This is a genomic window from Streptomyces sp. NPDC016469 (assembly GCF_040632905.1).
Classification (GTDB): domain Bacteria; phylum Actinomycetota; class Actinomycetes; order Streptomycetales; family Streptomycetaceae; genus Streptomyces.
Window position 1 is genome coordinate 38,379 of the sequence record NZ_JBEYCQ010000022.1, and the last position, 23,891, is coordinate 62,269.

Annotated in this window: 18 protein-coding genes and 1 pseudogene; 4 read left to right on the forward strand and 15 right to left on the reverse strand. The window is 74.7% G+C overall.

Annotated elements, in window-relative coordinates:
• Positions 1 to 9: 9 nt before the first annotated feature.
• The 8 genes from ABZ565_RS24150 to ABZ565_RS24185 are packed head-to-tail and all read right to left on the reverse strand — an operon-like array spanning position 10 to position 13,206.
• A complete protein-coding gene (locus ABZ565_RS24150; RefSeq protein ID WP_361030512.1) occupies positions 10 to 2,610 on the reverse strand; it encodes an AAA family ATPase in 2,601 nt (866 codons plus the stop codon).
• On the reverse strand, positions 2,607 to 3,995 hold the full coding sequence (locus tag ABZ565_RS24155) for a hypothetical protein (protein ID WP_361030515.1): 1,389 nt from the start codon (positions 3,993 to 3,995) through the stop codon (positions 2,607 to 2,609). The genes ABZ565_RS24150 and ABZ565_RS24155 overlap by 4 nt, the downstream gene beginning before the upstream one ends.
• A complete protein-coding gene (locus tag ABZ565_RS24160; protein WP_361030518.1) occupies positions 3,985 to 4,644 on the reverse strand; it encodes a 4Fe-4S single cluster domain-containing protein in 660 nt (219 codons plus the stop codon). Before ABZ565_RS24160 ends, ABZ565_RS24155 begins: the two co-directional genes overlap by 11 nt.
• Positions 4,641 to 6,197 (reverse strand): vWA domain-containing protein, encoded by a 1,557-nt coding sequence (locus tag ABZ565_RS24165; RefSeq protein WP_361030521.1) that lies wholly within the window; start codon positions 6,195 to 6,197, stop codon positions 4,641 to 4,643. The genes ABZ565_RS24160 and ABZ565_RS24165 overlap by 4 nt, the downstream gene beginning before the upstream one ends.
• A complete protein-coding gene (locus ABZ565_RS24170; protein WP_361030524.1) occupies positions 6,194 to 7,528 on the reverse strand; it encodes a hypothetical protein in 1,335 nt (444 codons plus the stop codon). Before ABZ565_RS24170 ends, ABZ565_RS24165 begins: the two co-directional genes overlap by 4 nt.
• A complete protein-coding gene (locus tag ABZ565_RS24175; protein WP_361030527.1) occupies positions 7,525 to 10,164 on the reverse strand; it encodes a hypothetical protein in 2,640 nt (879 codons plus the stop codon). Before ABZ565_RS24175 ends, ABZ565_RS24170 begins: the two co-directional genes overlap by 4 nt.
• Entirely contained in the window at positions 10,161 to 11,339 is a 1,179-nt protein-coding gene (locus tag ABZ565_RS24180; RefSeq protein WP_361030529.1) for a hypothetical protein, read from the reverse strand. The genes ABZ565_RS24175 and ABZ565_RS24180 overlap by 4 nt, the downstream gene beginning before the upstream one ends.
• Before the next feature lie 28 nt (positions 11,340 to 11,367).
• The gene (locus ABZ565_RS24185) at positions 11,368 to 13,206 is read right to left on the reverse strand and encodes a hypothetical protein (protein ID WP_361030532.1); all 1,839 of its coding nucleotides are present in this window, start codon (positions 13,204 to 13,206) and stop codon (positions 11,368 to 11,370) included.
• A 240-nt stretch (positions 13,207 to 13,446) separates the two neighbouring features.
• Here ABZ565_RS24185 and ABZ565_RS24190 point away from each other — a divergent pair, with 240 nt between their 5' ends.
• The 3 genes from ABZ565_RS24190 to ABZ565_RS24200 all read left to right on the forward strand — a co-directional run bounded on the left by ABZ565_RS24190 (position 13,447) and on the right by ABZ565_RS24200 (position 18,702).
• The gene (locus tag ABZ565_RS24190; protein WP_361030535.1) at positions 13,447 to 16,335 is read left to right on the forward strand and encodes a glycoside hydrolase family 2 TIM barrel-domain containing protein; all 2,889 of its coding nucleotides are present in this window, start codon (positions 13,447 to 13,449) and stop codon (positions 16,333 to 16,335) included.
• Positions 16,336 to 16,486: 151 nt separating this feature from the next.
• Entirely contained in the window at positions 16,487 to 17,551 is a 1,065-nt protein-coding gene (locus ABZ565_RS24195) for a hypothetical protein (protein WP_361030538.1), read from the forward strand.
• Between the two features lie 14 nt (positions 17,552 to 17,565).
• Positions 17,566 to 18,702 (forward strand): hypothetical protein, encoded by a 1,137-nt coding sequence (locus ABZ565_RS24200; RefSeq protein ID WP_361030541.1) that lies wholly within the window; start codon positions 17,566 to 17,568, stop codon positions 18,700 to 18,702.
• An 85-nt stretch (positions 18,703 to 18,787) separates the two neighbouring features.
• Here the strand turns inward: ABZ565_RS24200 and ABZ565_RS24205 are convergent, their stop codons facing one another.
• The 4 genes and pseudogenes from ABZ565_RS24205 to ABZ565_RS24220 form a co-directional block, all read right to left on the reverse strand.
• Positions 18,788 to 19,225 carry an NUDIX domain-containing protein gene (locus ABZ565_RS24205; protein ID WP_361030544.1) on the reverse strand — a complete coding sequence of 146 codons (438 nt, stop codon included), beginning with the start codon at positions 19,223 to 19,225 and terminating at the stop codon, positions 18,788 to 18,790.
• Positions 19,222 to 19,638 (reverse strand): SDR family oxidoreductase, encoded by a 417-nt coding sequence (locus ABZ565_RS24210; protein ID WP_361030547.1) that lies wholly within the window; start codon positions 19,636 to 19,638, stop codon positions 19,222 to 19,224. The genes ABZ565_RS24205 and ABZ565_RS24210 overlap by 4 nt, the downstream gene beginning before the upstream one ends.
• A complete protein-coding gene (locus tag ABZ565_RS24215; protein WP_361030550.1) occupies positions 19,635 to 20,177 on the reverse strand; it encodes a flavoprotein in 543 nt (180 codons plus the stop codon). Before ABZ565_RS24215 ends, ABZ565_RS24210 begins: the two co-directional genes overlap by 4 nt.
• Positions 20,174 to 20,340, reverse strand: a pseudogene (locus ABZ565_RS24220) (transcriptional regulator); the annotation flags it as partial. The pseudogene ABZ565_RS24220 and the gene ABZ565_RS24215, both read right to left, overlap by 4 nt.
• A 64-nt stretch (positions 20,341 to 20,404) precedes the next feature.
• Here ABZ565_RS24220 and ABZ565_RS24225 point away from each other — a divergent pair.
• Complete coding sequence (locus tag ABZ565_RS24225; protein WP_361030553.1) at positions 20,405 to 21,340, forward strand: pseudouridine synthase; 936 nt, start codon at positions 20,405 to 20,407, stop codon at positions 21,338 to 21,340.
• A 6-nt stretch (positions 21,341 to 21,346) separates the two neighbouring features.
• Here ABZ565_RS24225 and ABZ565_RS24230 read toward each other — a convergent pair whose 3' ends face one another.
• The 3 genes from ABZ565_RS24230 to ABZ565_RS24240 form a co-directional block, all read right to left on the reverse strand.
• The gene (locus ABZ565_RS24230) at positions 21,347 to 21,976 is read right to left on the reverse strand and encodes an MBL fold metallo-hydrolase (protein ID WP_361030556.1); all 630 of its coding nucleotides are present in this window, start codon (positions 21,974 to 21,976) and stop codon (positions 21,347 to 21,349) included.
• Positions 21,976 to 23,061 (reverse strand): S-(hydroxymethyl)mycothiol dehydrogenase, encoded by a 1,086-nt coding sequence (locus ABZ565_RS24235; protein WP_361030559.1) that lies wholly within the window; start codon positions 23,059 to 23,061, stop codon positions 21,976 to 21,978. The genes ABZ565_RS24230 and ABZ565_RS24235 overlap by 1 nt, the downstream gene beginning before the upstream one ends.
• 104 nt (positions 23,062 to 23,165) lie before the next feature.
• Positions 23,166 to 23,867: a FadR/GntR family transcriptional regulator gene (locus tag ABZ565_RS24240; RefSeq protein ID WP_164640645.1), complete on the reverse strand. Its 702-nt coding sequence runs from the start codon at positions 23,865 to 23,867 to the stop codon at positions 23,166 to 23,168.
• Between the last annotated feature and the right edge of the window lie 24 nt (positions 23,868 to 23,891).

Consider the following 23,891-nt stretch of genomic DNA (forward strand, 5'->3'; position numbering starts at 1 on the left):
GCCCGCGGTTCAGTACGGCGGAGCCGGTACGTCCTCCGGCAGGAACCGGGTGAAGGTGCCGGGCTCGGAGCCCTCGCCGGCCCGGGCGAAGCGGGCGGCCAGGCGGGATTCCATGAGTTCCAGGAGTTTGCGGACGGTGCGGGCGTTGCCGAAGCCCGCCGGATCGGCGCGGCGGGTCGCGGCCAGCCACTCCCCCGCGTGGCGGGGCACCTCGGGATGCAGGGTGTAGCCCTGGGTCCCGGCCATCCGGCGCAGGATCTCCAGGAGGTCATCGGGGCCGTAGTGCGGGAAGGGGACGCGCTCGGTGAAGCGGGACGGCAGGCCGGAGTTGGCGTTGAGGAAGGCGTCCATCTCGCGGGGGTAGCCGGCGACGATCACGGACAGACGGCCCCGCCACTGCTCCATCTCCAGGACCAGGGTGTCGATCGCCTCCTGCCCGTAGCCGCCGCGCACGTCGTGGGCCAGGCTGTACGCCTCGTCGATGAACAGCACCCCGTCCAGGGCGTCCTGCACGGCCTGGCGGACCAGCCGGGCGGTCTCGCCGAGGTAGGCGCCGACCAGGGTCGCCCGGCCGGCCTGCACCACGTGTCCCTTGCGCAGCAGGCCCAGGTCGCGGAAGAGGGTGCCGACGAGCCGGGCGACGGAGGTCTTCCCGGTCCCGGGCGGCCCGGTGAACACCAGGTGCGGGGGTGTCAGCTCGCCGGTGCCGTGGGCCTGGCGCAGGCGCTGCCGGTTGGCGAGGCCGGTCAGGACCTCGCGGACCGGGCCCAGCCCCACGTACGAGTCCAGTCCGGCGAGGAGCCGCGCGGGGTCGGGCGCGGGGCGTTCCAGGTAGTCGCGGTAGCGCTCGGGCAGGTCGTCGGGGACGACGGGTTCGTCCACCCGGCGGCGTACCCGGTGGGACCAGCGGGTGAAGACGGCGTCGGCGAGGGTGCGCATGTCGCGGGCGTTGCCGAAGGACTCGTCGCGGGTGCGGTGCATCTCGCTGACGACCCGCAGGAGCTGGGACTCCGTCTCGGGGGCGGGCCGGGCCCCTCGCTCGCGGAGCCGGCCGAGGGCGATGGCGTGCAGGGCGGGCGGCGGGTAGTCGGGGAAGCGCAGGATGTTGTCCTCGGCGATCCGGCTCATCAGGCCGGAGTTGGCCGTCAGGAACTCGGTCATCTTGTCCGGGTATCCGGCGACGATCACGACGAGCCGGCCCCGGTCGTTCTCCATGCGGGCGAGGAGGGTCTGGATGGCCTCCTGGCCGAACCCGTCGCGCTGGTCGCTCAGTCCGTACGCCTCGTCGATGAACAGGACACCGTCCAGGGCTCTGTCGACCGCCGCGTCGACGAGCCCGGCCGTCTGGCCGACGTATCCGGCCACCAGGTCGCTCATCTTCGCCTCGACCACATGGCCACGCTCCAGGAGCCCGAGGTCGCGGTAGATCTCGCCGACGAGCCGGGCCACGGTGGTCTTGCCGGTACCCGGGTTCCCGGTGAACACCAGGTGCAGGGAGGGCGGTTCGAAGACGCCGGCCCGGCCGCCCTCGTGCAGCGCCTCCGCCGTCTCGACCTCGGCGCGCAGTTGCTCGAAGCGGTCGCGCACCACGTCGAGCCCCGGCATGTCCGCCAGCCGCTCCCAGGGGCTGCGGGGGTCGCCCGTGGCGGTCCCGGGGAAGGAGTCGCGTACCGCGGCGGGGCCGAGGACGGCGCCCGGGGTGCCGGCCAGCTGTTCCAGCCACGCCTGCCAGGCGCGCGCCGTGCGGGGGTGGCTGCCCATCGCCTTGACGACGGTGTCCAGTTCCCGCCAGTCCCCCACGCGGAGCCCGGTGCGCAGCCGTACGGCGTGGATGAGCCGTTCCACCTCGGCGGCGGGCGGGTGGCCGATCCTGGCGGTGCCGGGGCGGCCGGGGGCGGCGGCCTGCTGGCGGACCAGGGCCTCCAGGGCCGGGTAGGCGTGGCAGGACTCCACGAACCGCGCGACCTCGTCCAGGCCGGACCGGCGGAGGACCATCAGCCACAGGTTTCCGTTGCCGTGGTCGTCGGCCCAGCCGTCCATGGCCCCGGCCAGTTCGCGCTGGGCGCGGTAGTGGAGCAGGGTGCCCTCGGCGTGCGAGAAGACGACGGCCGTACGGTGCCGGCGCTGCGTCAGGTAGCCCTTCAGGGTCATCACGGCGAAGGGGTCGCTGACCCCGGGCGCGGGTCCGGGGGCCGGCAGCGGCGCGCTGTCCTCGCGGGGCGCGGGGACCGGCGCGCCGCCAGTCACCCGGAGATTGCCCATCGGCCCCCGCATGCCCGGCGTACGCATGACGGGGAGCCCGGAGCCGCCGCCCGTGCGGGGGCCGGGTGTGCGGCCGGCCGGGCGGGACAGGTCGCGGGATGCGGTGTCCCGGAAGTAGACGGGGTGGTCGGTGGAGCTGAAGACGATGCGCTCGTAGCCCTCGGCACGCAGCAGCCGCCACAGCGCCTCCTCCAGCCGGCACACCTGGTAGGCGGTGTCCACGAAGACGTCGCCGGCGCCCGGGCCGTAGAGGATGGTGAACGGTTCGCCGCCGCGCAGCGCCGCCGGATCGAGGCGTTCGACGACCGGCGCGGCAGCGGGGCGGGACGGCTTGTGCAACCGGGTCATCCGCCGCTCCCCGTCTCCCTCCGCCGGGCCTGCTCCCCGCGCTGCCGGTGGGCCTCGATGTCCAGGAAGCCGCGGTCGGGGGTGCCGGGTTCGGCCTCGGGGGCGGCCGGGACGGCCCGGCCGTCCTCGGCGAGGGCCCGGCGGACCGCCTCGGCCCGGTCGCGGAGCTGGTCCTCGGAGGTGGTGTCGTAGTCGTAGGAGAGGACCCGGACGACCTGTTCGCCGGAGTCGGGGGCGGCCTGTGAGATGTCCAGGACGATCTCGTTGCCGTTCTCGTGGCGCAGCTTGGCGTAGTACGAGCCCCGGGGATCGGCGTTCTCGTACTCTCCGTCCACGAAGTCGTAGTAGGCGAGCCTGCTCAGGCTGTGGGCGACGGTGTCGGCCAGGTTCACCCGGAGCTGCGAGGCGAGGTGGCGCATCGTCGCGCGTCCCACGGTGTCGCCGAGCTCCTCCTCCAGGCGGGGCGCCTCGCGGTCGCGCAGGCCGAGGAGTTCGTCGGTGCCCGTGGCGTCGTCGCGGGCGCGGGCCAGGGTCTCGGCGGCCTCGGTGCGCAGCCGGTCCCAGTCGCCTTCGGACCAGTAGGCGACGTCCACGGTGTAGTCGGGCAGAACGGTGCCGTCGGGGCCGGTGACGGGCTGTTCGCGACTGCCGTCGATCGCGCCGGTCACGGTGGCCAGTGCGTCGATGGCCGCCATCTGGGCGGTGCAGCGCTCCAGTTCGCGCTGTTCGGTGTCGGTGCGCAGTTCGCTGAGGGAGTGGCAGGTCTCCTGGACGAGCGCGAGGGCGGCGTCGAACCTGCCCTCTGCGGCGTTCTGTTCGGCGGTGGCGAGCCGGCCGGTGAGGCGGTCCAGTTCGCCCGGTGCGTAGCGCTCGTGGAGGCGGGCCTCGGTGAGGTCGGCGGCCAGGGCGCGGGCGTCGGCCAGCCAGGTGCGTACCGTACGGGCCGCTTGGGCGCGGTCCTCGGTGAGTTCGCCGATCTCCCGGGCGAGCCGGGCGGTCTCGGCGTGGCGTTCGGCGCGTTCCTCGGCGATGGCCCGCCGGGTCGCTTCCTGCTGTTCGGCGAGGCGCCGCCGGGTCTCCTCGCGGATCTGCCCGGCGGACGCGGCGAGCGCCCCGCGCACCTCGGCGGCCTGGTCGCGGAGCCGGCGCGCGGTGTCGGCCTCCAGTCGGCGGGTCTGCTCGCTGAGGCCCTGGACCACCGCTTCGTGCCGCTGCCGGCGCTCCTCGACGCGTGAGAAGACCCGGTCCAGGTCCTCGCCGGTCCGGCGGCGGACCTCCTCGATGAGGTCGGGGATGTTGCGCTGGACCTCCTTGAGCTGCTGGGCCTTGCGCTGGATGCGGTACCACTCGGACTCGTCGACCTGGATGCGTTTCCTACCGCTCATCGTGTTCCTGTCCTCTCACGGGGGTCGTGGTACGGGTGCGGACCGCGTCGACCGCGAGGTCGAAGGCGTCGAGCAGGCCGGGCGGCGGTACGCCGATGAGCAGGGCCTCCGGGCCGTTGACGGCGATCTCGGCGGACCGGGCGCGGTGCTCGAAGTCGTAGCCGGTGTCCGCGAGGCGTCCGGTGAGGTGGTGGACGCGCTGGTTGGTGCTGCCGCGCAGACCGCGTCCGTCGTCCAGCGCGGCCACGTACACGCCGTCGACCAGGACGTCCACCTCGGCCAGGAGCGCGGCGACGCCGGGTCCCGGCGGCCGGGCGCGGAGCCGTTCGAGCCGGTGCCCGGTGAAGCAGATCACCGTCACGTCGCGGATCGCCCGGGCGAGCCGGGCCACTTCGGCGAGGCCGGTCGCCTGGGCCATCGGCTCGCCCCCGGAGAAGGTCAGCCCGGTGACCCGCTCGTCGGCCAGCAGCTCCCGGGCCAGCTCCGCCGGTCCGGCCTGCCGGGCGGGCCGGAAGGGGATCCAGTCGGGGGCCATGCAGCCGGCGCAGCTGAAGGGGCAGCCCTGCACCCAGAGCGCGGACCGCACGCCGGGCCCGAGCGCTTCGGTGCCGACGCGGGTGGCGGCCACGTTGAGGCCGGTGCCTGTCATCCGGGCCATCCGGGGGCGGGGGCGTGGCCGGGCGCGTCCAGGTAGGTGAAGGAGACGCCGCTGACGACGACTTCGGCGCCGGGTGCGCAGACCGCGCCGCTCTCGCGGGCGGCGGTGCCGTCCGGCGAGAACCGGATGCGCAGATCGGTGCGGGGGCCCTCGCGGGTGGACCTGCGCCTGCCGTGGACGGTGCCCCGGCCGCCCGCCGACGCGGGGCGCAGCGCCATCCGGCGGCCGCGCAGCTCGATGCGTTCGGGCAGCGGCCCGCCGAAGGGGGTGGCGAGCAGGAGCACGCCCCGCAGCGGCGGCCGGTTGATCCGCCGCCAGAGGAGCCATCCGGCGAGGACGAGGAGGACGAGCCCGGCGGCCAGGGCGGGCAGGAGCACGGCGGAGCCCACGTCGGCCCGCAGCGGCAGCCCGGTCTGCTGGACGCGGATCGCGGCCGGGGTCGTGAGCCGGATGTCGGGGGCGAGGGGCCGCTGCCAGGGGGAGGTGACCCTGCCTGCCAGGTGGAAGGTGGCGCGGGCGTTCTCGGTGTGACGGTAGGGCAGGGCGCCCGCGGAGAGCCGGCCGCGCAGCCGGAGGGTGTACGTCTTCGACTCGCCCGGTTCCAGGGCGAGCCGGGCGGGCAGTCCTTCGACGGTCAGGTCCGGCCCGGTGACGGAGGCGCGCAGCCCGGTGACGGTCAGGGGCACGTGGGCGGTGGCCGAGCGCAGGGTGAGCTTCTTGGTGGCGGAGCCGTCGCCGAGGTCGAGGGCGTCGCCGTCCTGCCAGGTGGCGGTGACGCCCTTGCCGGTGTCGGGGGCGAGGAGCCGTGCGGCCTTGCGGGCCCGGGTGCGGTCGCCGGCCCTGGCGAGGTAGGCGCCGAGGTCCTGGATGCCGTTCGGGCGCAGGACGGTGGTGTCGGGGACGACGTTCGCGAGGAGGCCGGCGCCGGTCGCGCCGCCGCCGAGCGGGATGGCGTAACCGGCGAGTTCGGTCCGGCCGTCGACCGCATCGGCCCGCTTCGCGAGGGCGTCCCAGGCGGGGCCGGACGCCTTCGGGTAGCGGGAGTGGGCGGCGGGGCGGTGCTCGCCGTCGGTGAGCAGGACGACCGAGGCCACCGGGGAGGCGTCGTCGCGTGCCACCTCCTTCAGGGCGGCGTCCAGGGCGGCGCCGATGTCGGTGTCGCCGCCCTTGGTGGGCGAGCCCGGGAGCGCGGCGATGATCTTCGAGGTGTCGCCGGCCGGGCCCACGTACCGCGCCTCGGTGCGGGAGTCGAACGTGAACAGCGCGACGTGGTCCTCGGGGGTGAGCCCGTCCAGGAAGGGGCGCAGCGTCGCGCGGACGGTGTCGTACCGGCCCTCCCGCGTCATGGAGCCGGAGGTGTCCACGAGGATCGCGTAGTCGGCCGGTTCCCGCTCCAGTTCGAGCATCCGGTATATCTCGGCGCGGGTGGGGTCCGGGGCGGCGGGCGCGGCCTCGGCGGGGGCGGCCGGGAGTGCGGCGAGGAGCGCGGCGGTGAGCAGCGCGGCGCGGCGCCGGAGCGACCGCGCGGGGGCGGTGTGGTTCACGGGCCCACTTCCTTGGAGTCGGTGCCGATGTCGGCCGGGAGGGTGCCCAGCGGGAACGCTCCGGGCGGTCCGGCGCCGAGGGGGTGCAGGACCAGGGCGGCGGTCCCGTCGACGGCGAGCCGGACGCCCACGTGGAAGCGGTCCGTCTCACCGCCGCCGGGCAGCGTGAGGGTGCCGAGGGGGGCGCCGGCGCCGCTCGCGGGGTCGCTCACCCGCACCCGCACCGGGCGCCCCGGCGCGGTGCGGACGCCGACGCGGCGCCCGTCGGTCTCGGCGTAGACGGGTGGTCCGCCCGGTTCCAGCGTCCCGGCGGCGCTGATCAGCAGCTCCCGGTCGGCGGGCCGGCCGGCCTCGGTGCGGTGGGCGCCGATCCACAGTTCGTACGGGTAGCGGTCGGCCGGGTCGACCCGGCCGGCGGCGACGAGCGCGGCGCCGAGGACCGCCGCGTGGGCCGGATCGGTGCCGTCGGGGAGCGCGGTGAGGGGCAGGCCGGCGGCGTCCAGGTGCGGGCGGAGGGGGCCGAAGCGGGCGACGCCGCCGGCCAGGGCGAGCGGGGCGGTCCGGCCGGGTCCGCCCAGCGCCTCGGCCAGCGCCCGGTCGAGGCCGTCGGTGAGCAGCGGCAGCGCGGCGCGGACCGTGGCGGCGGTGACGGGGCGGCCCGCGACGTGGTGGACGGCGGTGGTCTCGAAGCGCGCGGCATCGCGGGCCGCCCGGTCGAGGACGAGGGCGAGGCGGTGCCCGGCGCCCGGCTCGGCCCGGACGGCGGCCAGGGCGCGGCGGTTGTCGTCGTCGGGGGTGAGCCCGGACCGGGTGAGGAGGGCCGTGTCGAAGCCGGCGCCGTAGCCGTCGTCGGGGGCGTGCCGGGAGACGGCGGCGACGGCCACCGCCCCGGATGTCACGACGCACACGGACACCTCGGCGGCCGCCGCGCCGAGATCGCACACCGCGTACCGGCCGGGTGCGGGGGCGCCGGTGTGCCGGAGCAGGGCGAGCACCGCGTGCGGGGTGGCGAGGGTGCGCACGTCGGGGGCCGGTCCCGCCGGTCCCCGGGCGGGCGGGGCGGTGAGGGCGTCGGCGGCGCGCCGCGCGTGGCCGGCCCGGTCGTGCTGCGGGACGACGACGAGCAGCCGGGCCGGGGCGTCGTGGTGCCGGAGGTAGGCGTCGTACGCGGCGCGCAGGGCGGCGGCCCGGTCGCCGCGCGCCGCCTCGGGCACGGGCAGGCCCTCGCCGGGCACCGCGCCCGGCAGGTCGACCGGTTCGGGGTCGCCGCCGGGTCCGACGCGGGCGAGGCGCGCGTACCGCGATCCGGCGTCGATCGCAAGTGCCGTCATCCGTCCCCCCGTTTCTTGAACCGGAACCCCCACCGGGATGAGCGCTCCTCCTGGTACGAGGAGGCGGGCGGGTAGGCGGGCCGGCCGTCGGGCGTCCGGGGCGGCGGGGCGCTCCGGGGACCGTCGGGGGCCGGGGGTTGCTCCTGCGAGGTGAACGGCGGGGCGGCGGGCGGGAAGGAGCGGTTCTGGTACGGGCCGGGGGGCGGGGCGGGGTGCGCGGGGGCGCTGAGGGCGCCGATGATCCGGCGGTGGCGGACCTCCTCGTGGTTGCTGTAGCGGACGAGCCGGGCGCACAGTTCGCCGTACCGGGCGTCGCGGCCCAGTGCCTGGTACAGGGCGAGGCCGATGCCGGGCTGCTGCCGGTCCAGTTCCGTGGTGAGCGCGTAGCCGAAGGCGGAACCGCAGTCGCTGATCAGGGCGGCGATCTCGTCCAGCAGGCGGCCGGTGACCGAGCGGTGCGGGCAGCCGCTGATGATGATCCTGGCCAGCTCGGCCGGCTCCGCGCGGGCGGTGACGGCCTGCCGCAGCCCCCGGACCGCGCGCAGCCAGCCGAGCCCGGTGCGTTCCAGGCCCTCGACCAGGTCGGTGGGGAGGTCGAGGTCGAGCCAGTGGGCGTAGTCCGCCGCCATGAGCCGCTGGGCCAGGCCCTCGCCCACGGTGGTCTCGATGCTGGGCCGCTTCTTCATCCACCGGGTGAGGACCGGCCAGCCGTGCACGGGGTCCGGCCGGTCCCCGAGGAGGGCGGCGATCGCGTCGTCGCGCAGGGCCGGGTCGCGCTCGGTGCGGGCCACGAGCGCGTCGGCGTACCGGTCGAGGGCGGGGGCCCCGTCGGTGATCCCGCGCAGCCGGGGCAGCGGGGCCGCCGGGCGGAAGCCGGGGTCCGCCGCCCGGCCGGTGAGCCACAGCAGGTCCGCGTCGGCGGCGGTGCCCGGTGGCAGCCCGGGGGCTCCGGGGCGGGCCAGGTCGTCGAGGAGCGGGAGGAGTTCGGCCTGCCGGTCGGCCCGCAGGACGCCTCGCAGGACGGGCCACAGCGGGCCGATGACGCCCGGCTTCCCGTGGTCGCGGGCGGTCTCCAGGGCGATGCGCCAGGCTTCCTCGTTGTCCCCGACAAACGCGGCGGCGTCGGCCTCGGTGGCGCCGGCGGCCGTGGGGTGGCCGGTGAGCGCGCCGGCGAAACGCAGCCAGCCGGGGAGCGGGCCCGCGCCGGGTGCGGTGGCGAGGGACAGCAGCCGGTCCAGGGGCCGCAGTTCGCGGGTGTGGTTGGTGAACAGGCCGCGCACCCACGCGAGTCCGGCCTCCGGTGAGGACAGCAGGACCCGGTCGGTGGTCTCGGTGGCGTAGCCGTACTCCCGTTCCACCATGTAGACGAGCTGTCCGGCCCAGACGGGGTCGTAGCCGGGGGCGGTCGCCAGCGCCGTGAAGAGGCGGCCGAACGCGCCGGGGCGGCCGGCCCCTTCCAGGGTGTGCGTCAGGCTCAGGTACTTCCTGGCCAGCGCGAAGGTCTCCTTGGACGCCGGCTGCGCGAGGACGTCGGCGGCCAGCAGGTCCGGGACCAGCGGGGTCCAGTGGCGGGCGAGGAGGGCGGAGGCCGCGCCGTCGTCGGGGCGCACGGCGGTACGGGCGAGGAAGGAGACCAGCTCCCGCTGCCCTCGCTCGGCCAGGGTGTCGAGGGCGTGCAGGCCGAGCAGCCGCCCCACCTCCTCGGTCTGGCCCCTGCCCTGCCGGACGGCGTCCAGGACCGAGTCGAGGAGGTCCAGTTCGCGCAGGACGCGGACGGCGTCGGCGCCCTCGCGCAGCGGGACGGGTGCGGTGGCGGCGAGGAGGTGGGCGACGACGTCGGCGGTGGACTCCCGCTTGGCGCGTACCCGGGACAGCTCGGCGAGGTAGGTGCGGGCGGTGTCGCCGCCGGGGGACGGGGCCCGGCCGGTGGCGAGCGGGATCTCCAGCTGCCCGCTGCGCGCGGACCCGGCGAACACCAGCCGCAGCGCGTGCTCGGTCTTGCCGGCCCAGGTGGCGCCGCTGAGCCAGGTGCGGCAGCCGTACGGCAGGAGGGCGCAGATCGCGTCGAGGACCCGGACGCGCTCGGCGATGCCGGGGAGGGCGGAGCCGCGCGGGGCGGTGATGACGAGGTGCCGGCCGTCGAGGAGGAGGGCGGCCGTCCCGGCGGCCCACTCGAAGCCCAGCCGGTCGATGGTGTCGGCCAGCTCGGCGGCGGGGGTGCGTTCGGCGTGCAGCACGGGCTCGGCGCCGGGCAGCGTCTCGGTGCGGGCGGCGGCCCGGTCGAGGGAGGTCCACGTCACCCCGGCCCGGGCGGCCGGCCGCCATTCGGTGAGCAGCAGCCGCCAGGTGTAACTGGCCGTGCCGGTGCCGTCCTTGGAGCCGTCCCAGGTGGTGTCGACCACCGCGCAGACCGGCCGGTCCTCGCCGTCCGCGGTGGAGAGGAAGACCCGCCAGGGCAGTTCGCCGTCCGGGTCGCGGCCGTCCGGGGTGCCCGTGGTGGCGCTCCACAGATAGCGCTGGGCCCGGTCCCCCGGGAGGCTGCCGTCCAGCACCTCGTACCCCATGGAGCGGCCCGGCCGCTTGCCCAGCACGGCCCAGTCGGCGGGCAGCGGCACCGCGCCCGGGCTCTCGCTCACCGCTGCCACAGCTTCGAGCCGCCGGACCGGATGCGCCTTTCGAGGTCGATCAGCGGTTCCAGCACATTGATGGGCACGGGCGAGGTGCAGATGCGGGGGACGCCGTCCACGACCTCGACGTTCAGATAGTTGCGGTAGTCGAAGATGTTCTGGGGGTTGAGGCGGAAGCCGATGGCGGAGGTCGCGTAGTACGAGATGCGCGTCGGGTGGAAGAAGTTGGACAGGCCGTCGCGCACCAGGCGGGCGCTGGCGCCGCGCACGTCGTCGCACATCCACTGGAAGAAGCGGGCCGCCTGGTCGTCGGGAACGCGCGGCAGCCGGTTGCCCTCCTGGCTCTGCGTCACCCAGCCCGCCTCCACGGCCGGGCGGAACACCTCGGGGTCGTCGAACTTGGTGATGCAGACCGAGACGTGGTGGGGCAGCCGGTTGCGGTGGAGCTTCCCGGCGTCCCGGACCCGGGCGTTGAGCTCGGTGAGCATCGAATAGAGGAAGTTGAGCCCCTCCCCCGCCCGCTGGCTGTCGAGCAGCGGGTCGAAGAGGTAGATCAGCCCCTGGGAGCGGGCCAGCTGGTCGAGGACCCTGGGCCGCAGGGCGTTGGCCTCGTCGCCCCGGTACGCCTCGCCGGTGACGTCCTGGACCTCCAGGATGAAGCCGGTCTCCTTGCTCTTCTTGAACGGCCCGGCCTTCGGCTCGTCGCCCTGGAACGACCAGGACAGGGGCTGGAGGCCCACGGTCGCCTCGGGGAAGATGCGGCGGATGGCCAGCTGGGTGACGCCGTCGTTGAGGAATTCGATGGACTCGGGGTTCATCCCGCCGATGACCCAGTTGGAGCGGCTGTGGCGCTGCTGCTGCATCGCCGCGATGGCCATCGAAGCCAGGTAGGTCGTCTTGCCGGAGCGGGGCGCGCCCCACAGCCCGATGCGGACGCGGTCGGCCGCCGGGTTCTCCACCCCGGTGGGGGCGACCGGGATCGGCAGGGGTTCGAGGTGGCCGTCCACCGAGGGGAAGGACGGCTGCCCCTGCCCGTACGCGACGGTGGTGTCGGGCTGCGGCAGGGTCCCCCAGGGGGCCGTGGTGGCGTCGGGGTCGGAGGACGAGGCGGTGTGACCCGGCGGTTCGGAGCGCCCGACCGCGTCCTCGGGGGGCTCGTTGGGGTCGTAGTACGGATCGGTCATGTGTCTCTCCTCGTACCGGAGCGGTCGGTCACAGCAGCGGGGTCGCGAGGGCCAGCGGACAGGGCAGGCCGTCCCACTGCCAGGGAGGGGCGAGGGCGTCGGCCACGTCGTCCGCCGTGTCGGAGCCGGGGCGGAAGGAGCCGCCGGCCCCGAGCGCGTCCCACGCGGACGCGGTGTAGCGGTGTACGGGGCCCTTCGGTCCGGTGTCCGGGTCCGCGCGGGTCAGGACCCGGACCCCCCGGGCGCGCAGTCCGTCGAGTTCGGCGCGCCAGTCGGCGCCGAGGGGGCAGGCGGGCACCACTTCGTGCTGCTGCTCGGGCAGTCCGGGCGGGCGGCGGCCGACGACGAGCAGGACGCGTCGGGTGTCCGGGGCGCGGGCGGTGCGGGGCCGGGCCCGGACGAGCCGGCCCACTTCCCTGAGGGCGTCCTCCAGCGAGGAGGCGGTGTCCTGTTCGCGCCGGGCGGGCCGCCAGCCGGTCAGCGCGGCGAGGGCGGCCCGGGCGGGCCCGGCCGGGACGCGCAGCAGGAGCACGGGGCGGGGTCCGTAGCGGTTCTCGTGGACCGCGTGGTCGTAGTGGCCGACGACGCCGACGCGCAGGCCGGGCCCGTGGCGGCGGGCCAGGGTCGCGATGACGTCCCGGGCGAAGCCGAGCCGTTCGGCGGTCTCCGCCGGGTCGGCGCCGCTCATCTCGATGGTGAGGAACATGTCGAGGGCGGGCGGGTGGATGACGCGCCGGGGCAGGCTGCCCACCAGGGCGGGGATGTCGGGGAGTTCGCCCCGGCCGTCGGCGTGGGCGGCGCCCTCGTGCGCGGTGACCTCGCCCGGGCCGTGCAGGACGAACGCGAGGCGTGCCGGTGCGAAGGCGGCGAGCGCGGTCCGCCGCGCGGAGAGGGTCACCGCGCCGCTGCCGTCGGCCCCCGGCGTGCCGGCGAGGACGGGCAGCAGCACCGGGGCGCGGGCGGCGAGTCCGCCGTAGACGGTGATCTCGGCGGTCGCGGTCTCGCCGCGCCGGAGCCGCGATCCGGCCGGGAAGAGGACCTGGGTGTGGGCGTGCACCTCGCCGGTGCGGCGGTCCACGCGGGCGAGGAGCAGCGAGTGGTCGACGGCCAGCGGCGCGGTGCGCAGCGCCGCGCGCACCGCGTCGGCGGTGTCCGTGCCGGAGGCGGCTTCGCCGGGCCCGGGTCCGATCTCGGCGCTCGGCCGGTACACGGACCGCAGCAGGGCGGCGGCCCGGTCGAGGAGGACCCAGCCGCTGCGGCGGCCGAGGACCACGAGCGTGCCGGCCCGGGCGAGCGCGGGGTGGGTGCGCAGCCACCGGGTGACCGCCGCGTCGAACTCCGCCCGGTCCAGGGCCTCCTCGCTGCCGACGCCCCCGGCGAGCCGGAAGCGGCGCGGTCCGGCGTCGCCGTCCAGTGCGGGCAGGAGCGAGGCCCAGTCGGTGCTCCCGGCGTCGGCCTGGCTGGGTATGCCGCTGCGGTCGGCGGCGGCGCGGATCACGTGCAGGCGGTCGGGCGTGAATTCGGCGAACACCACGTCGGGGATGCGTCCGCCGACCAGGTCGGTGAGGATCTGCTGCCAGCGGGCGGAGTCGTGCGGTGGTAAGGAGCCTCCGGGTAAGGGCGGCGGTGCGGGCTCCCCGGGGTCCGCCGGTCCGGCCCTCAGCAGCGGCGTGAGCCGCCGTAAGCCCTCCGCGTCCCCCTGGGAGAGCGTCGCGGCCCGTAGGTCCCAGGCGTGCTGGGCGGTGCGCAGGGCGGTCCGGGCGGCCTCGGTGTCCTCGTCGGTCAGGGCGCCGAGGACCGGGTCGTCCCACATGCGCCAGGAGCAGCCCGCGCACTCCTGGGCGCCCGTGTCCGGTGTCGCGCACACGGGGCACACGGCACCGGTTCCCCTCGCCAAACCCCGGCTCCCCTCGTAGCCCGTCCCTCGTCCTCCGCGCATGGTCACTGACCACAGGCGCTCGGCTCCGGGGCGTCATGGTGACACAAGCGCGGGTGCGAAGGTCAGGGTTCGGAAGGATGAACCCGATCATCTCGCCGAACGCCCCATGGTGAACCGGTTCTTCGCTCATTAGCGTGATCACGGGGGTCCCGTCGACCGAGGAGACGCATGAGCCGCACCGACACCGACTCACTCACCTGGTACGAGAATCCGTCCCCCGGCACCGGCTGTCTGCCGCCGCGTTCCTGGTACGCGGAGTCCGACGCCCGGCGGCTGCCGCTGAACGGCCGCTGGGCCTTCCGCCTCTCGTCGCGCGCGGACGGCGAGGACACCTCGTTCGTACGGCCGGAATTCGACGCCTCGGGCTGGGCGACGGTCGCCGTACCGGGGCACTGGGTGCTCCAGGGGGCGGGCGGGGCACCCGCGTACACCAATGTCGTCTATCCCTTCCCGGTCGATCCGCCGAGGGTCCCGTCGGAGAATCCGACCGGCGACCATCTGCGGACCTTCGGGCTGCCCGGCGACTGGCCGGACGGCGGCGGGAGCGTGCTGCGGTTCGACGGGGTGGAGTCCTGCGCCAGGGTGTGGCTGAACGGGGTGGAGCTGGGCGACTTCAAGGGTTCGCGGCTGCCGCACGAGTTCGCCGTGGGCGGGCTGCTGCGGCCAGGGGCCAACGTCCTGGCGGTACGGGTGCACGCCTGGTCGTCCGGAAGCTATCTGGAGGACCAGGACCAGTGGTGGCTGCCCGGCATCTTCCGGGACGTGACGCTCCTGCACCGCCCTGCGGATGCGCCCGAGGACTTCTTCGTGCACGCCGGTTACGACCACCGCACCGGCTCGGGCACCTTGCGCGTGGAGTGCGAGGGCACGGAGGGCCGGGTCCTGGTGCCGGGGCTCGGGCTGGACATCGCGGCGGGCGGGACGGTGACGCTGCCGGTCGAGCCGTGGACCGCCGAGACGCCCCGGCTGTACGACGGGGAGCTGGTGACGCCCGGCGAGCGCGTCCCGCTGCGCATCGGGTTCCGCACGGTCGCCGTGGAGGACGGCGTCCTCAGGGTCAACGGCCGGCGGCTGCTGTTCCGGGGCGTGAACCGGCACGAGTTCCACCCGGAGACGGGCCGGACGGTCGACGCGGAGACCATGCGGCGCGATCTGGTCCTGATGAAACGGCACAACGTCAACGCCGTACGGACCAGCCACTATCCGCCGCACCCCGCCTTCCTGGACCTCTGCGACGAGCTGGGCCTCTGGGTGATCGACGAATGCGACCTGGAGACCCACGGCTTCGCGGAGATGGACTGGCGGAACAACCCGGTGGACGACCCGCGCTGGACGCCCGCGCTGCTCGACCGGGCGGCCCGCATGGTCGAGCGGGACAAGAACCACCCCTCGGTGGTCGTCTGGTCGCTGGGCAACGAGTGCGGTACGGGCGCCGGTCTGGGCGCGATGGCCCGGTGGATGCGGCAGCGCGACCCGGAGCGCCCGCTGCACTACGAGGGCGACCCGTCGTGCGCGGACGTCGATCTGTACGCGCGGATGTACGCCTCCCACGCCGAGGTGGAGCTCATCGGGCGGCGCGCCGAGGAGCCGCTGAAGGATCCGGAGCTGGACGCCCGGCGGCGCGCGATGCCGTTCGTGCTGTGCGAGTACGCGCACGCGATGGGCAACGGTCCGGGCGGGCTGAGCGAGTACCAGCGGCTGTTCGAGCGGTACGAGCGCTGTCAGGGCGGCTTCGTGTGGGAGTGGATCGACCACGGCCTCGCCCATCCGGAGCTGGGCTACGCGTACGGCGGCGACTTCGGCGAGGAGCTGCACGACGGGAACTTCGTGTGCGACGGGCTGCTCTTCCCGGACCGCACCCCGTCCCCCGGCCTCGCCGAGTACAAGAAGGTCGTCGAGCCGGTGCGCATCGCCCCGGGCACCTCGCCGGGCACGTTCACCGTCACCAACGGCTACGACTTCACCGGCCTGGACCACCTGGAGTTCCGCTGGTCGCACGAGGCGGACGGCGTCCTCGTCGCCTCGGGCACCCTCGCCGTGCCCCCGCTCGCCCCCGGCGCCTCGGCCGACGTGACACCGGCCGCCCCGCCCGGCGACGGGCTGTGGACGCTGCGGGCGGTCCTCGCCGAGGCGACGGACTGGGCCGGACGCGGGCACCTGGTCGCCTGGGGCCAGGCCGAGACGGGCGCTCCAGCCTCCCCTCCCCCGGCCACCGGGGCGCGCCCGCGCGTCTCCGGCTCGACGGTCTCGCTCGGCCCCGGCACCTTCGACGCGGTGACCGGGGCGCTCCTGCGTGTCGGGGACGTCCCGGTGGAAGGGCTGCGTCTCGACGTGTGGCGGGCGCCCACCGACAACGACAACGGGGCCGCGTGGCAGCCGGACGAGAGGTACGGGCGGCTCTGGCGGGAGTGGGGGCTGCACCGGATGCGCCACCGCCGGGACGCGGTGGAGGCGGGCGCGGACGCGCTGACCGTGCGCACCCGGGTGGCACCGGCCGGCCGGGACGTGGGGCTGCGGACCGTGTACCGGTGGACGGCCGCCGGGGACCGCCTCGGGCTGACGGTGTCGGTGGCTCCGGAGGGCGACTGGCGGGTGCCGCTGCCCCGGCTCGGCGTGCGGTTCGCGCTGCCCTCGGCGTACGGCGCGGTGCGGTGGTTCGGCGGTGGGCCCGGCGAGGCGTATCCGGACACCCGCGCGGCCGCGATGCTCGGCCGGTGGGCCAGGGGCGTGGACGAGTTGCAGACCCCGTACGTCCGGCCGCAGGAGAACGGGGCGCGGGCGGGGGTGCGCTGGGTGGAGCTGACCGATGCGGGCGGGGGCGGGCTGCGCGCGGAGGGCGGTGCGCCGTTCTCGTTCACGGCGCGGCGCTGGACGGGCGAGGAGCTGGACGCGGCGGAGCACCGGACGGATCTGGTGGCCGGTGACCGGGTCCATGTGGGCCTGGACCACGCGGTGCAGGGCATCGGCTCGGGGTCGTGCGGGCCGGGCGTGCTGCCCGCGTACCGGCTGGACGTCGCGCCGGCGGAGTTCTCCTTCGTGTTCTCGGCACGGGGCTGAGGGCACCGGGGCGGGCCCGGTGCCCTACGAAATCGGCAACCGGGTCCGCTCTGTGCCGGGTTGCGCCCGCGACCCCCTTCCGCAGGTCCGCCGGTGAGGTCGTAGCATCGGCACTTTGCGCGATCTTTACTGCTTCGCAAGGGGGAATGTGATGGGCATCGGCAGGCGACGGGCCTCGGTCATCGCCGGGGTGGTGGCCGGGGCGGTGCTGGCGACGGGCACCGTCCTGTGGGCGACGGACAGCGGGCCGTTCCGGGACAGTTACTGCTGGGGCGCGTGGGAACAGAACAGCGGCCCGTCCTTCCTCGGTGACGAGGCGCTGGGGAGGTCCGGCTCCGAGCGCGGCTCCACCCAGTCCGCCGCGCCCTCGGCGGCCCGCCCGCGCGGCACCTGCACGGTGTCCGTCACCTCATCGGTCGAGGACGACGACTCGGACGAGCCGCTGGCCTTCGAGGAGTCGGTGACCCTGGAGTACGGGCCGGTGCCCGCCGGGGCCAAGGAGCGGCGGGCCTGGCTGGCGCACTACTTCCACGGATCGGCCTCCCCTCTGCCGGACGGGCTCGACGGCCTGGTCGCCGGGGACCGGGGCATGCTGGTGCTGCCGTCGGCCTGCGACAAGGACGGCACCCCGTCCGTGGTGACGATCCGCGCCGAGAGCACGGGCGACGGCCATCTCGGCAAGGTCTCCATGCCGTTCACGATCGCCACGCGCCCCGATGTGGTCCGGATGCTGCTCGCCGCCGCCAGCACCGGAATGGAGAAGGCGGGGTGCGCGCCCGCGCAGCCGTTGCGCAGCAGCTCCCCGATGGTGACGGTGGCCGAGGACGAGGAGTCGGCCTCGTCACCGCTGTGCCGGATACCGGGCATGACCTTCGATTACGGCGAGGGCTCGCGCTACCGGCAGCAGGTGGGCGCGGTCACCGACCGGCTCCAGACGTGCTCGGTCGCGTGGAAGCAGCTGCGGATGTCCGAGGAGCCGTCCGCGCAGTACGTGATGGCGAACGGACTCCGCCTGGCGGCCCTGTTCAAGGGCCTGCCGGAGGGTCCGGAGCAGGGGTTGGTGCGCCGCAGCTGCGACGGGCGGCAGACGGTGTTCTACGGGCATGTGGAGGCGGGACTCCAGGACCGGGGACGCCCCTCGGACCAGCGGGTGTTCGAACGGTTCGTGGAGTCCGTGGGGAAGCGCATCGGATGCGGAAGCGGTGAGGACGCGTGAGCGAGGAGAACGCCGTGACGGACACGGAAAGCCCGGCCGCCCCGGAGGCCCCCCGGCCCCCGCTCCTGCGCCGTCTGCTGCGCAGCCGTACCGTGCGGGCCGCGACCGTCGCCGCGCTGGCCGGGGCCCTGCTGGGCGCGGGCACGGTCGCCTGGCGCACGGACACGCTTCCGCTGCTGGGGCCCTCGCCCTGCTGGGACTCGCTGGGTTCCGGTTCCATGGACGCCCTGTTCGGGGACCGCAGGACCGAGGTGGAGGAGCAGTCGCTGCACAACGACCCGATGGGCGAAGGCGGTTCGTACGGCCAGTGCCGCATCACGAGCTACGAGGGCGACCGGGCACGCCGCCAGGTGACGGTGAACGTGCGCCGGCTGGACGGGCTGCGGGGCACCGACTCGCAGGACTGGCCGAGCGAGTTCCTGTCCTCGGGGATGGTGTCGCTCGGCGACGGGCTGCCCGGCATGGCCTCGCCCTCGCGGGCCTGGATCGCCCTGCCGCAGGCGTGCACCGGGCGCGACGACTTCACCGGGCCCACGGTGGTGGACATCGGCATGGGCCGGGCGGACTTCGAGGTGTCTTCGGAGTACACCCTGCGTGACCGGGCGGCCCTGACCGGGGCGCTGATCGACGCGGTCAACGGGGTGATCGAGGACTTCGGCTGCTCCGGTACGTACCGGGAGCCGCGCGATCTGGCCGCGCCGGTGAAGTGGGACGACACCGAGCCGTCCGCCTTCTGCGGGATCAAGGGCCTCACCCTGCCGGCGGCGTACCGGAAGGAACTGGACGAGACCCGCGTCGGTGGCGAGGGCGGCCCGGCCCGGGTCTGCGAGGCGGGAAGCTCGTTCCGCGAGGCGTCCGTGCGGCTGACCACGGTGACCGACCCGGTGCTCGCGGAGATCTACTCCTGGGACGCGCTGCGTTCCGGGGCGCCCGTCACGGGGACCGGGGGTTACGGGAAGGTGGGCGGGAACCGGGCGGTGTTCCGGGCAGTCTGCCAGACCGGCCAGGTGATGTTCGTCATGGAGCAGCTGCGTCCGGCGGGCGCGGGCAACCGCTTCACGTTCACCCGCGACCTGCTCCCGGCGTACGTGGCGGCGGAGTCCGAGCGGATCGGCTGCGGCCCGCTGAAGGTGACGTTTCCCGCGTCCTGAGCGCCAAGCGAACAACATCCAGCGACGCCATCAGGGCCGACCACCTCGGAGTCGGCCCTGATGGCGTGCTGACGCACTCGAAGGTTCAGAGGGATGCCTCGATTCCGAGGCTTCCGGCCCTGATGGCTCCCCGCAGGACCTGGACGATGTCCTCGGGCTTGAGGTCGATACCGTCGAGACCCGCCAGGGTCAGCGGGATCTCCTCCAGCGCGTACTCACCGCGCCCCTCGGCGCTGAACTCGGGACCGGTGCGGTCGTCGAAGGACCAGGTCGCGATGCGGGCGAGGTAGAAGAGCTGGCGCTCGTCGTCGGACTCCATCGTGTGGAGCAGACGGATGATGTCGGCCTTACCGGCGATCTCTTCGTGGATCTCTCGGTGGAGAGCGGCCTCGCGAGACTCATCGGTGGGTTCGACGCCGCCACCGGGCAGGACCCAGTACTCGGGGATGCCGGGCCTGGTGCGGCGGATGACCAGCATCGTGTGGTCGGGGGTGACGAGGACGGCACGGACTCGTTCGATCATTTCGTTGAGTCTCCTTGCTTGTCGGTGGGTCTCAGTGGAGCAGCCAGCCGCCGTGGACGTGGACGGACTGCCCCGTAATGAACGAGGCGGAGGGGCCTACGAGAAACGCCACCAGGGGCGGCGACGTCCTCGGGGCGGCCACGGCGCGGGACGCACTGGCGCTTGATCTGGTCGTCCGGCCGCGCACGGTGCTGGGCGGGGAGGGTCTTCTCGGCCTCGACCTGGATGGCGCCGGGCATGACGGTGTTGACGCAGATCCCGAACGGACCCAGTTCGCGGGCGAGGGAGCGGGTCAGTCCCAGCAGCCCGGCCTTCGCGGTGCTGTACGCGACGAGGTTCGTGGTAGAGGGTGAGGCGTTCCGAAGCTGCCGCGGTTTCCCTCCCTGCACTCCAACTGCCGGAAGGGCGATCACGTTCCGGGAGGATCGGCGATCTTGCCCTCCAGCAGCTCCAGCGCCTCCACCCAGCAGAAGCGGTCCGCCCCACCGCCGGTCTTCGGCCGGTGGGGCGCGTAGGACCCGATCAATACGCCCATCTCCCGGAGCTGGTCCAGGCTCCGGCCGTACGCCGGGTGGGCGGCCATGGCCGTGTTCACGTACGGGAGGACGGCGGTCGGGATGCCCATCCCGTATGCCTCGCACAGGATGCCGAGGGCCAGGGTGTCGGCGATGCCGGCCGTCCACTTGTTGATCGTGTTGGAGGTGGCGGGTGCGACGGCGATGGCGTCGGCGGGCGGGAGTGGACGCGGGTCGCCGGGACTGCTCCAGGCCGAGCGGATCGGGTAACCGGTCTGGGCCTCGATCGCTTCCGCGTCGAGGAAGCCGAGCCCTTGGGGTGTGGCTACGGCCCCGACGCCCCAGCCCTTGTCCTGTGCGGCGGTGATCAGCTTGTGGGCGTCGCCCGCGATCCCGGCTGCGCAGACCACGACGTACAGGAAGGGCTGTGTCGTCACGCTGGGGCTCCCAGTCGTCGGCTCAGGCGGTGGAGTTCGGGCAGCGTACGTCGGCGGTCGCGGGCAGCCATGTCGACCAGGTCGCGGACCGCTCGGCAGCGTACGTCCTGGGCGGCGCAGGATTCGGCGATACGGAGAGTCTGGTAGCCCTCTGCGAGCGGCCTCCGTGAAAGGATGCCCGGCACCATGAGAACCATCAGCTTCCCGGTGCCGGGCGAGGGCCCCCGGTGAGAGGCCGGGCGAAGCCGCCGCCGTCGCCGCTGCCCCAGCGCGACGGCGTCGATCCGGTCCGGGTCCGGCTCCCCGCCGACCCGGACGGGCGGTGGGCGACGGTTCGGGACCATCTGGTGGACCGGTTCGCGGGGGCGATCGGCGCGGACCGGGTGGAAGCGCTGCTCACCGGGGGCCGGTTCGTGTCGACGGCGGGCCCGGTCACCGGCGACGAGCCGTACCTGGCGGGGCTCTATCTCTGGTTCCACCGGGACTTCGCGCCGGAGGAGCCGGTGCCGTTCCCGGTGGGGGTGGTGTACCGGGACGCGCACCTGGTCGTCGCGGACAAGCCGCACTTCCTGGCGACGATGCCGCGTGGCCGGCACATCACGCAGACGGCGGTGGCCCGGCTCCGCCGCGACCTGGATCTGCCGGAGCTCCAGCCGGCGCACCGGCTGGACCGGCTGACCGCGGGGCTGGTGCTGTTCGTGGTGCGGCCCGGGGAGCGCGGGGCGTACCAGACGCTGTTCCGGGACCGGCTGGTGCGCAAGGAGTACGAGGCGGTGGCTCCGTACGATCCCGGGCTCGTGCTGCCGCGTACGGTGCGCAGCCGCATCGTGAAGGAGCGCGGGGTGCTCGCGGCGCGCGAGGAGCCCGGCGAGCCGAACAGTGAGAGCCGGATCGAGCTGATCGGGCGCCGGCGGGGGCTCGGCCGCTACCGGCTGCTGCCCGCCACGGGGCGCACGCACCAGCTGCGGGTGCACATGAACAGCCTGGGCCTGCCGCTGGTCAACGATCCGGTCTACCCGGTGACCGAGCCGGACGCCGCGCCCGGTGACTTCTCGCGCCCGCTGCAACTGCTGGCCCGGGTGCTGGAGTTCACCGATCCGGTCACGGGCGAGCCGCGCCGCTTCGAGAGCGGGCTGCGGCTCTCCTCGTGGCCGGACCGGTGAGTCCCGTCAGTGGCCCCGGGCGATCCACTCGTCCAGGTGCGGGGCCTCCGCGCCGATGGTGGTGGAGTCGCCGTGGCCGGTGCGCACCTCGGTCGCCGGGTCCAGGGTGAGCAGCCGGTCCCTGATGGAGTCCACGATCACCGGGAACGACGAGAAGGACCGGCCGGTGGCGCCGGGCCCGCCCTGGAAGAGGGTGTCCCCGGTGAAGACCGTGGCCAGCCCGGGGGCGTGCAGGCAGACCGCGCCGGGGGCGTGGCCCGGGGTGTGCAGCACGGTCAGCGTGGTGCCGGCCACCGTGATCTCCTGGCCGTCGGCCAGCTCGCCGTCGGGTGCCCGGTCGGGGTGGGTCTGCTTCCACAGCGGCAGGTCGTCCGCGTGCAGCAGGATCGGCGCGCCGGTGGCGTCGGCGAGCGCGGGGGCGGCGTCGATGTGGTCGTTGTGCGCGTGGGTGCAGATGATGGCGCGCAGCGTACGGCCGCCGAGGGCTTCCTCGATCGCGGCGGCGTCGTGGGCGGCGTCGATCACGACGGCCTCGGAGTCGTCACCGACGATCCAGACGTTGTTGTCGACGTCCCACTCGCCGCCGTCGAGCGCGAAGGTGCCGGAGGTGACGAGGTGGTCGATGCGGGCGGCCATCAGAACACCACCACCGAGCGCAGCACGTCGCCGTCGTGCATCCGCCCGAACGCCTGCTCGATGTCGCCGAGGCCGATGGTCTCGGTGACGAACGCGGCGAGGTCGAGGCGGCCCTGCTGGTGGAGGTCGACCAGCATCGGGAAGTCGCGGGACGGCAGGCAGTCCCCGTACCAGGAGGACTTGAGCGAGCCGCCGCGGCCGAAGACGTCGAGCAGCGGGAGTTCCAGCCGCATCTCGGGGGTGGGGACGCCTACGAGGACGACGGTGCCGGCGAGGTCGCGGGCGTAGAACGCCTGCTGGTACGTCTCCGGGCGGCCGACGGCCTCGATGACGACGTCGGCGCCGTTGCCGCCGGTCAGCTCGCGGATGGCCTCGACGGGGTCGGTGGAGCGGGAGTTGACGGTGTGCGTCGCACCCATCGACTTCGCCGTCTCCAGCTTGCGGTCGTCGATGTCCACGGCGATGATCCGGGCCGCGCCGGCCAGCCGGGCGCCCGCGATCGCGGCGTCGCCGACGCCGCCGCAGCCGATGACGGCGACCGAGTCGCCGCGGCCGACCTGGCCGGTGTTGATGGCGGCGCCGATGCCGGCCATGACACCGCAGCCGAGGAGTCCGGCGACGGCCGGGGAGACCTCGGGGTCGACCTTGGTGCACTGGCCGGCGGCGACGAGGGTCTTCTCGGCGAAGGCGCCGATGCCCAGGGCGGGCGAGAGCTCGGTGCCGTCGAGGAGGGTCATCTTCTGCTCGGCGTTGTGCGTGTCGAAGCAGTACCAGGGGCGTCCGCGCAGGCAGGCGCGGCACTGGCCGCACACCGCGCGCCAGTTGAGGATCACGAAGTCGCCCGGCGCCACGTCGGTGACGCCCTCGCCGACGGACTCCACGACGCCCGCGGCCTCGTGGCCGAGGAGGAAGGGGAACTCGTCGTTGATCCCGCCCTGCTTGTAGTGCAGGTCGGTGTGGCAGACGCCGCACGCCTGGACCTTGACCACGGCCTCACCGGGGCCGGGGTCCGGGATGACGATCGTCTCGACGCGGACCGGTTCGTTCTTCCCCGGCGCGATGACCCCTTGTACGTGCTGCGGCATTCCCGTGGACTCCCTTTTCCCGACTCTTCGCTGAGACCGGTGCTCCCGGTTTCGGCCGGGATCGATCACGGGCAACGGTACGCCGTGCCGGGCGGCGGGCGGCCTCAGGGCGCGAGAACGTCCAGCTCGTGCAGGGCGCCGACGGCGATCTCCTTCGTCAGCCGCTCGGCCTCGGCCGCGTCCCCGGCGCGTACGGCCTCGGCGAGCCGGACATGGAGGGTGACGGCCGCCGGGTCCGGGTCCTCGAACATCACCTGGTGGTGGGTGCGGCCCGCCAGGACCTCGGCGACCACGTCGCCCAGGCGCGCGAACATCTCGTTGCCGGAGGCGTTGAGGACGATGCGGTGAAAGGCGATGTCGTGTGCGAGGTAGCCCTCCAGCTGCTGGCCGCGCGAGGTGGCGACCATGCCGAGGGCGCGCTCGGTCAGCTCGGCGCACTGCTCCGGGGTGGCGTTGCGGGCGGCGAGCGAGGCGGCGACCGGTTCGATCGCGGAGCGCAGAACGGTGAGGGAGCGCAGCTGGCGGGGGCGGTCGGCGCCGGCCAGCCGCCACCGGATGACCTGGGGGTCGTACACGTTCCACGCCTCGGCCGGCCTCACGGTCACGCCGACGCGGCGGCGGGACTCGACCAGGTGCATGGACTCCAGCACCCGGATCACCTCGCGGACCACCGTGCGCGAGACGTCGAAGCGCTGGGCCAGCTCGTCGGTGCGGAGCACCTGCCCGGGCGGGTGCTCCCCGGCGGCGATCTCCAGGCCCAGGGTGTCCAGGACATGCGTGTGGAGCCCCTGGGCAGGTGTGGTCATGGACCCAGGGTACGGGGCCGCCTC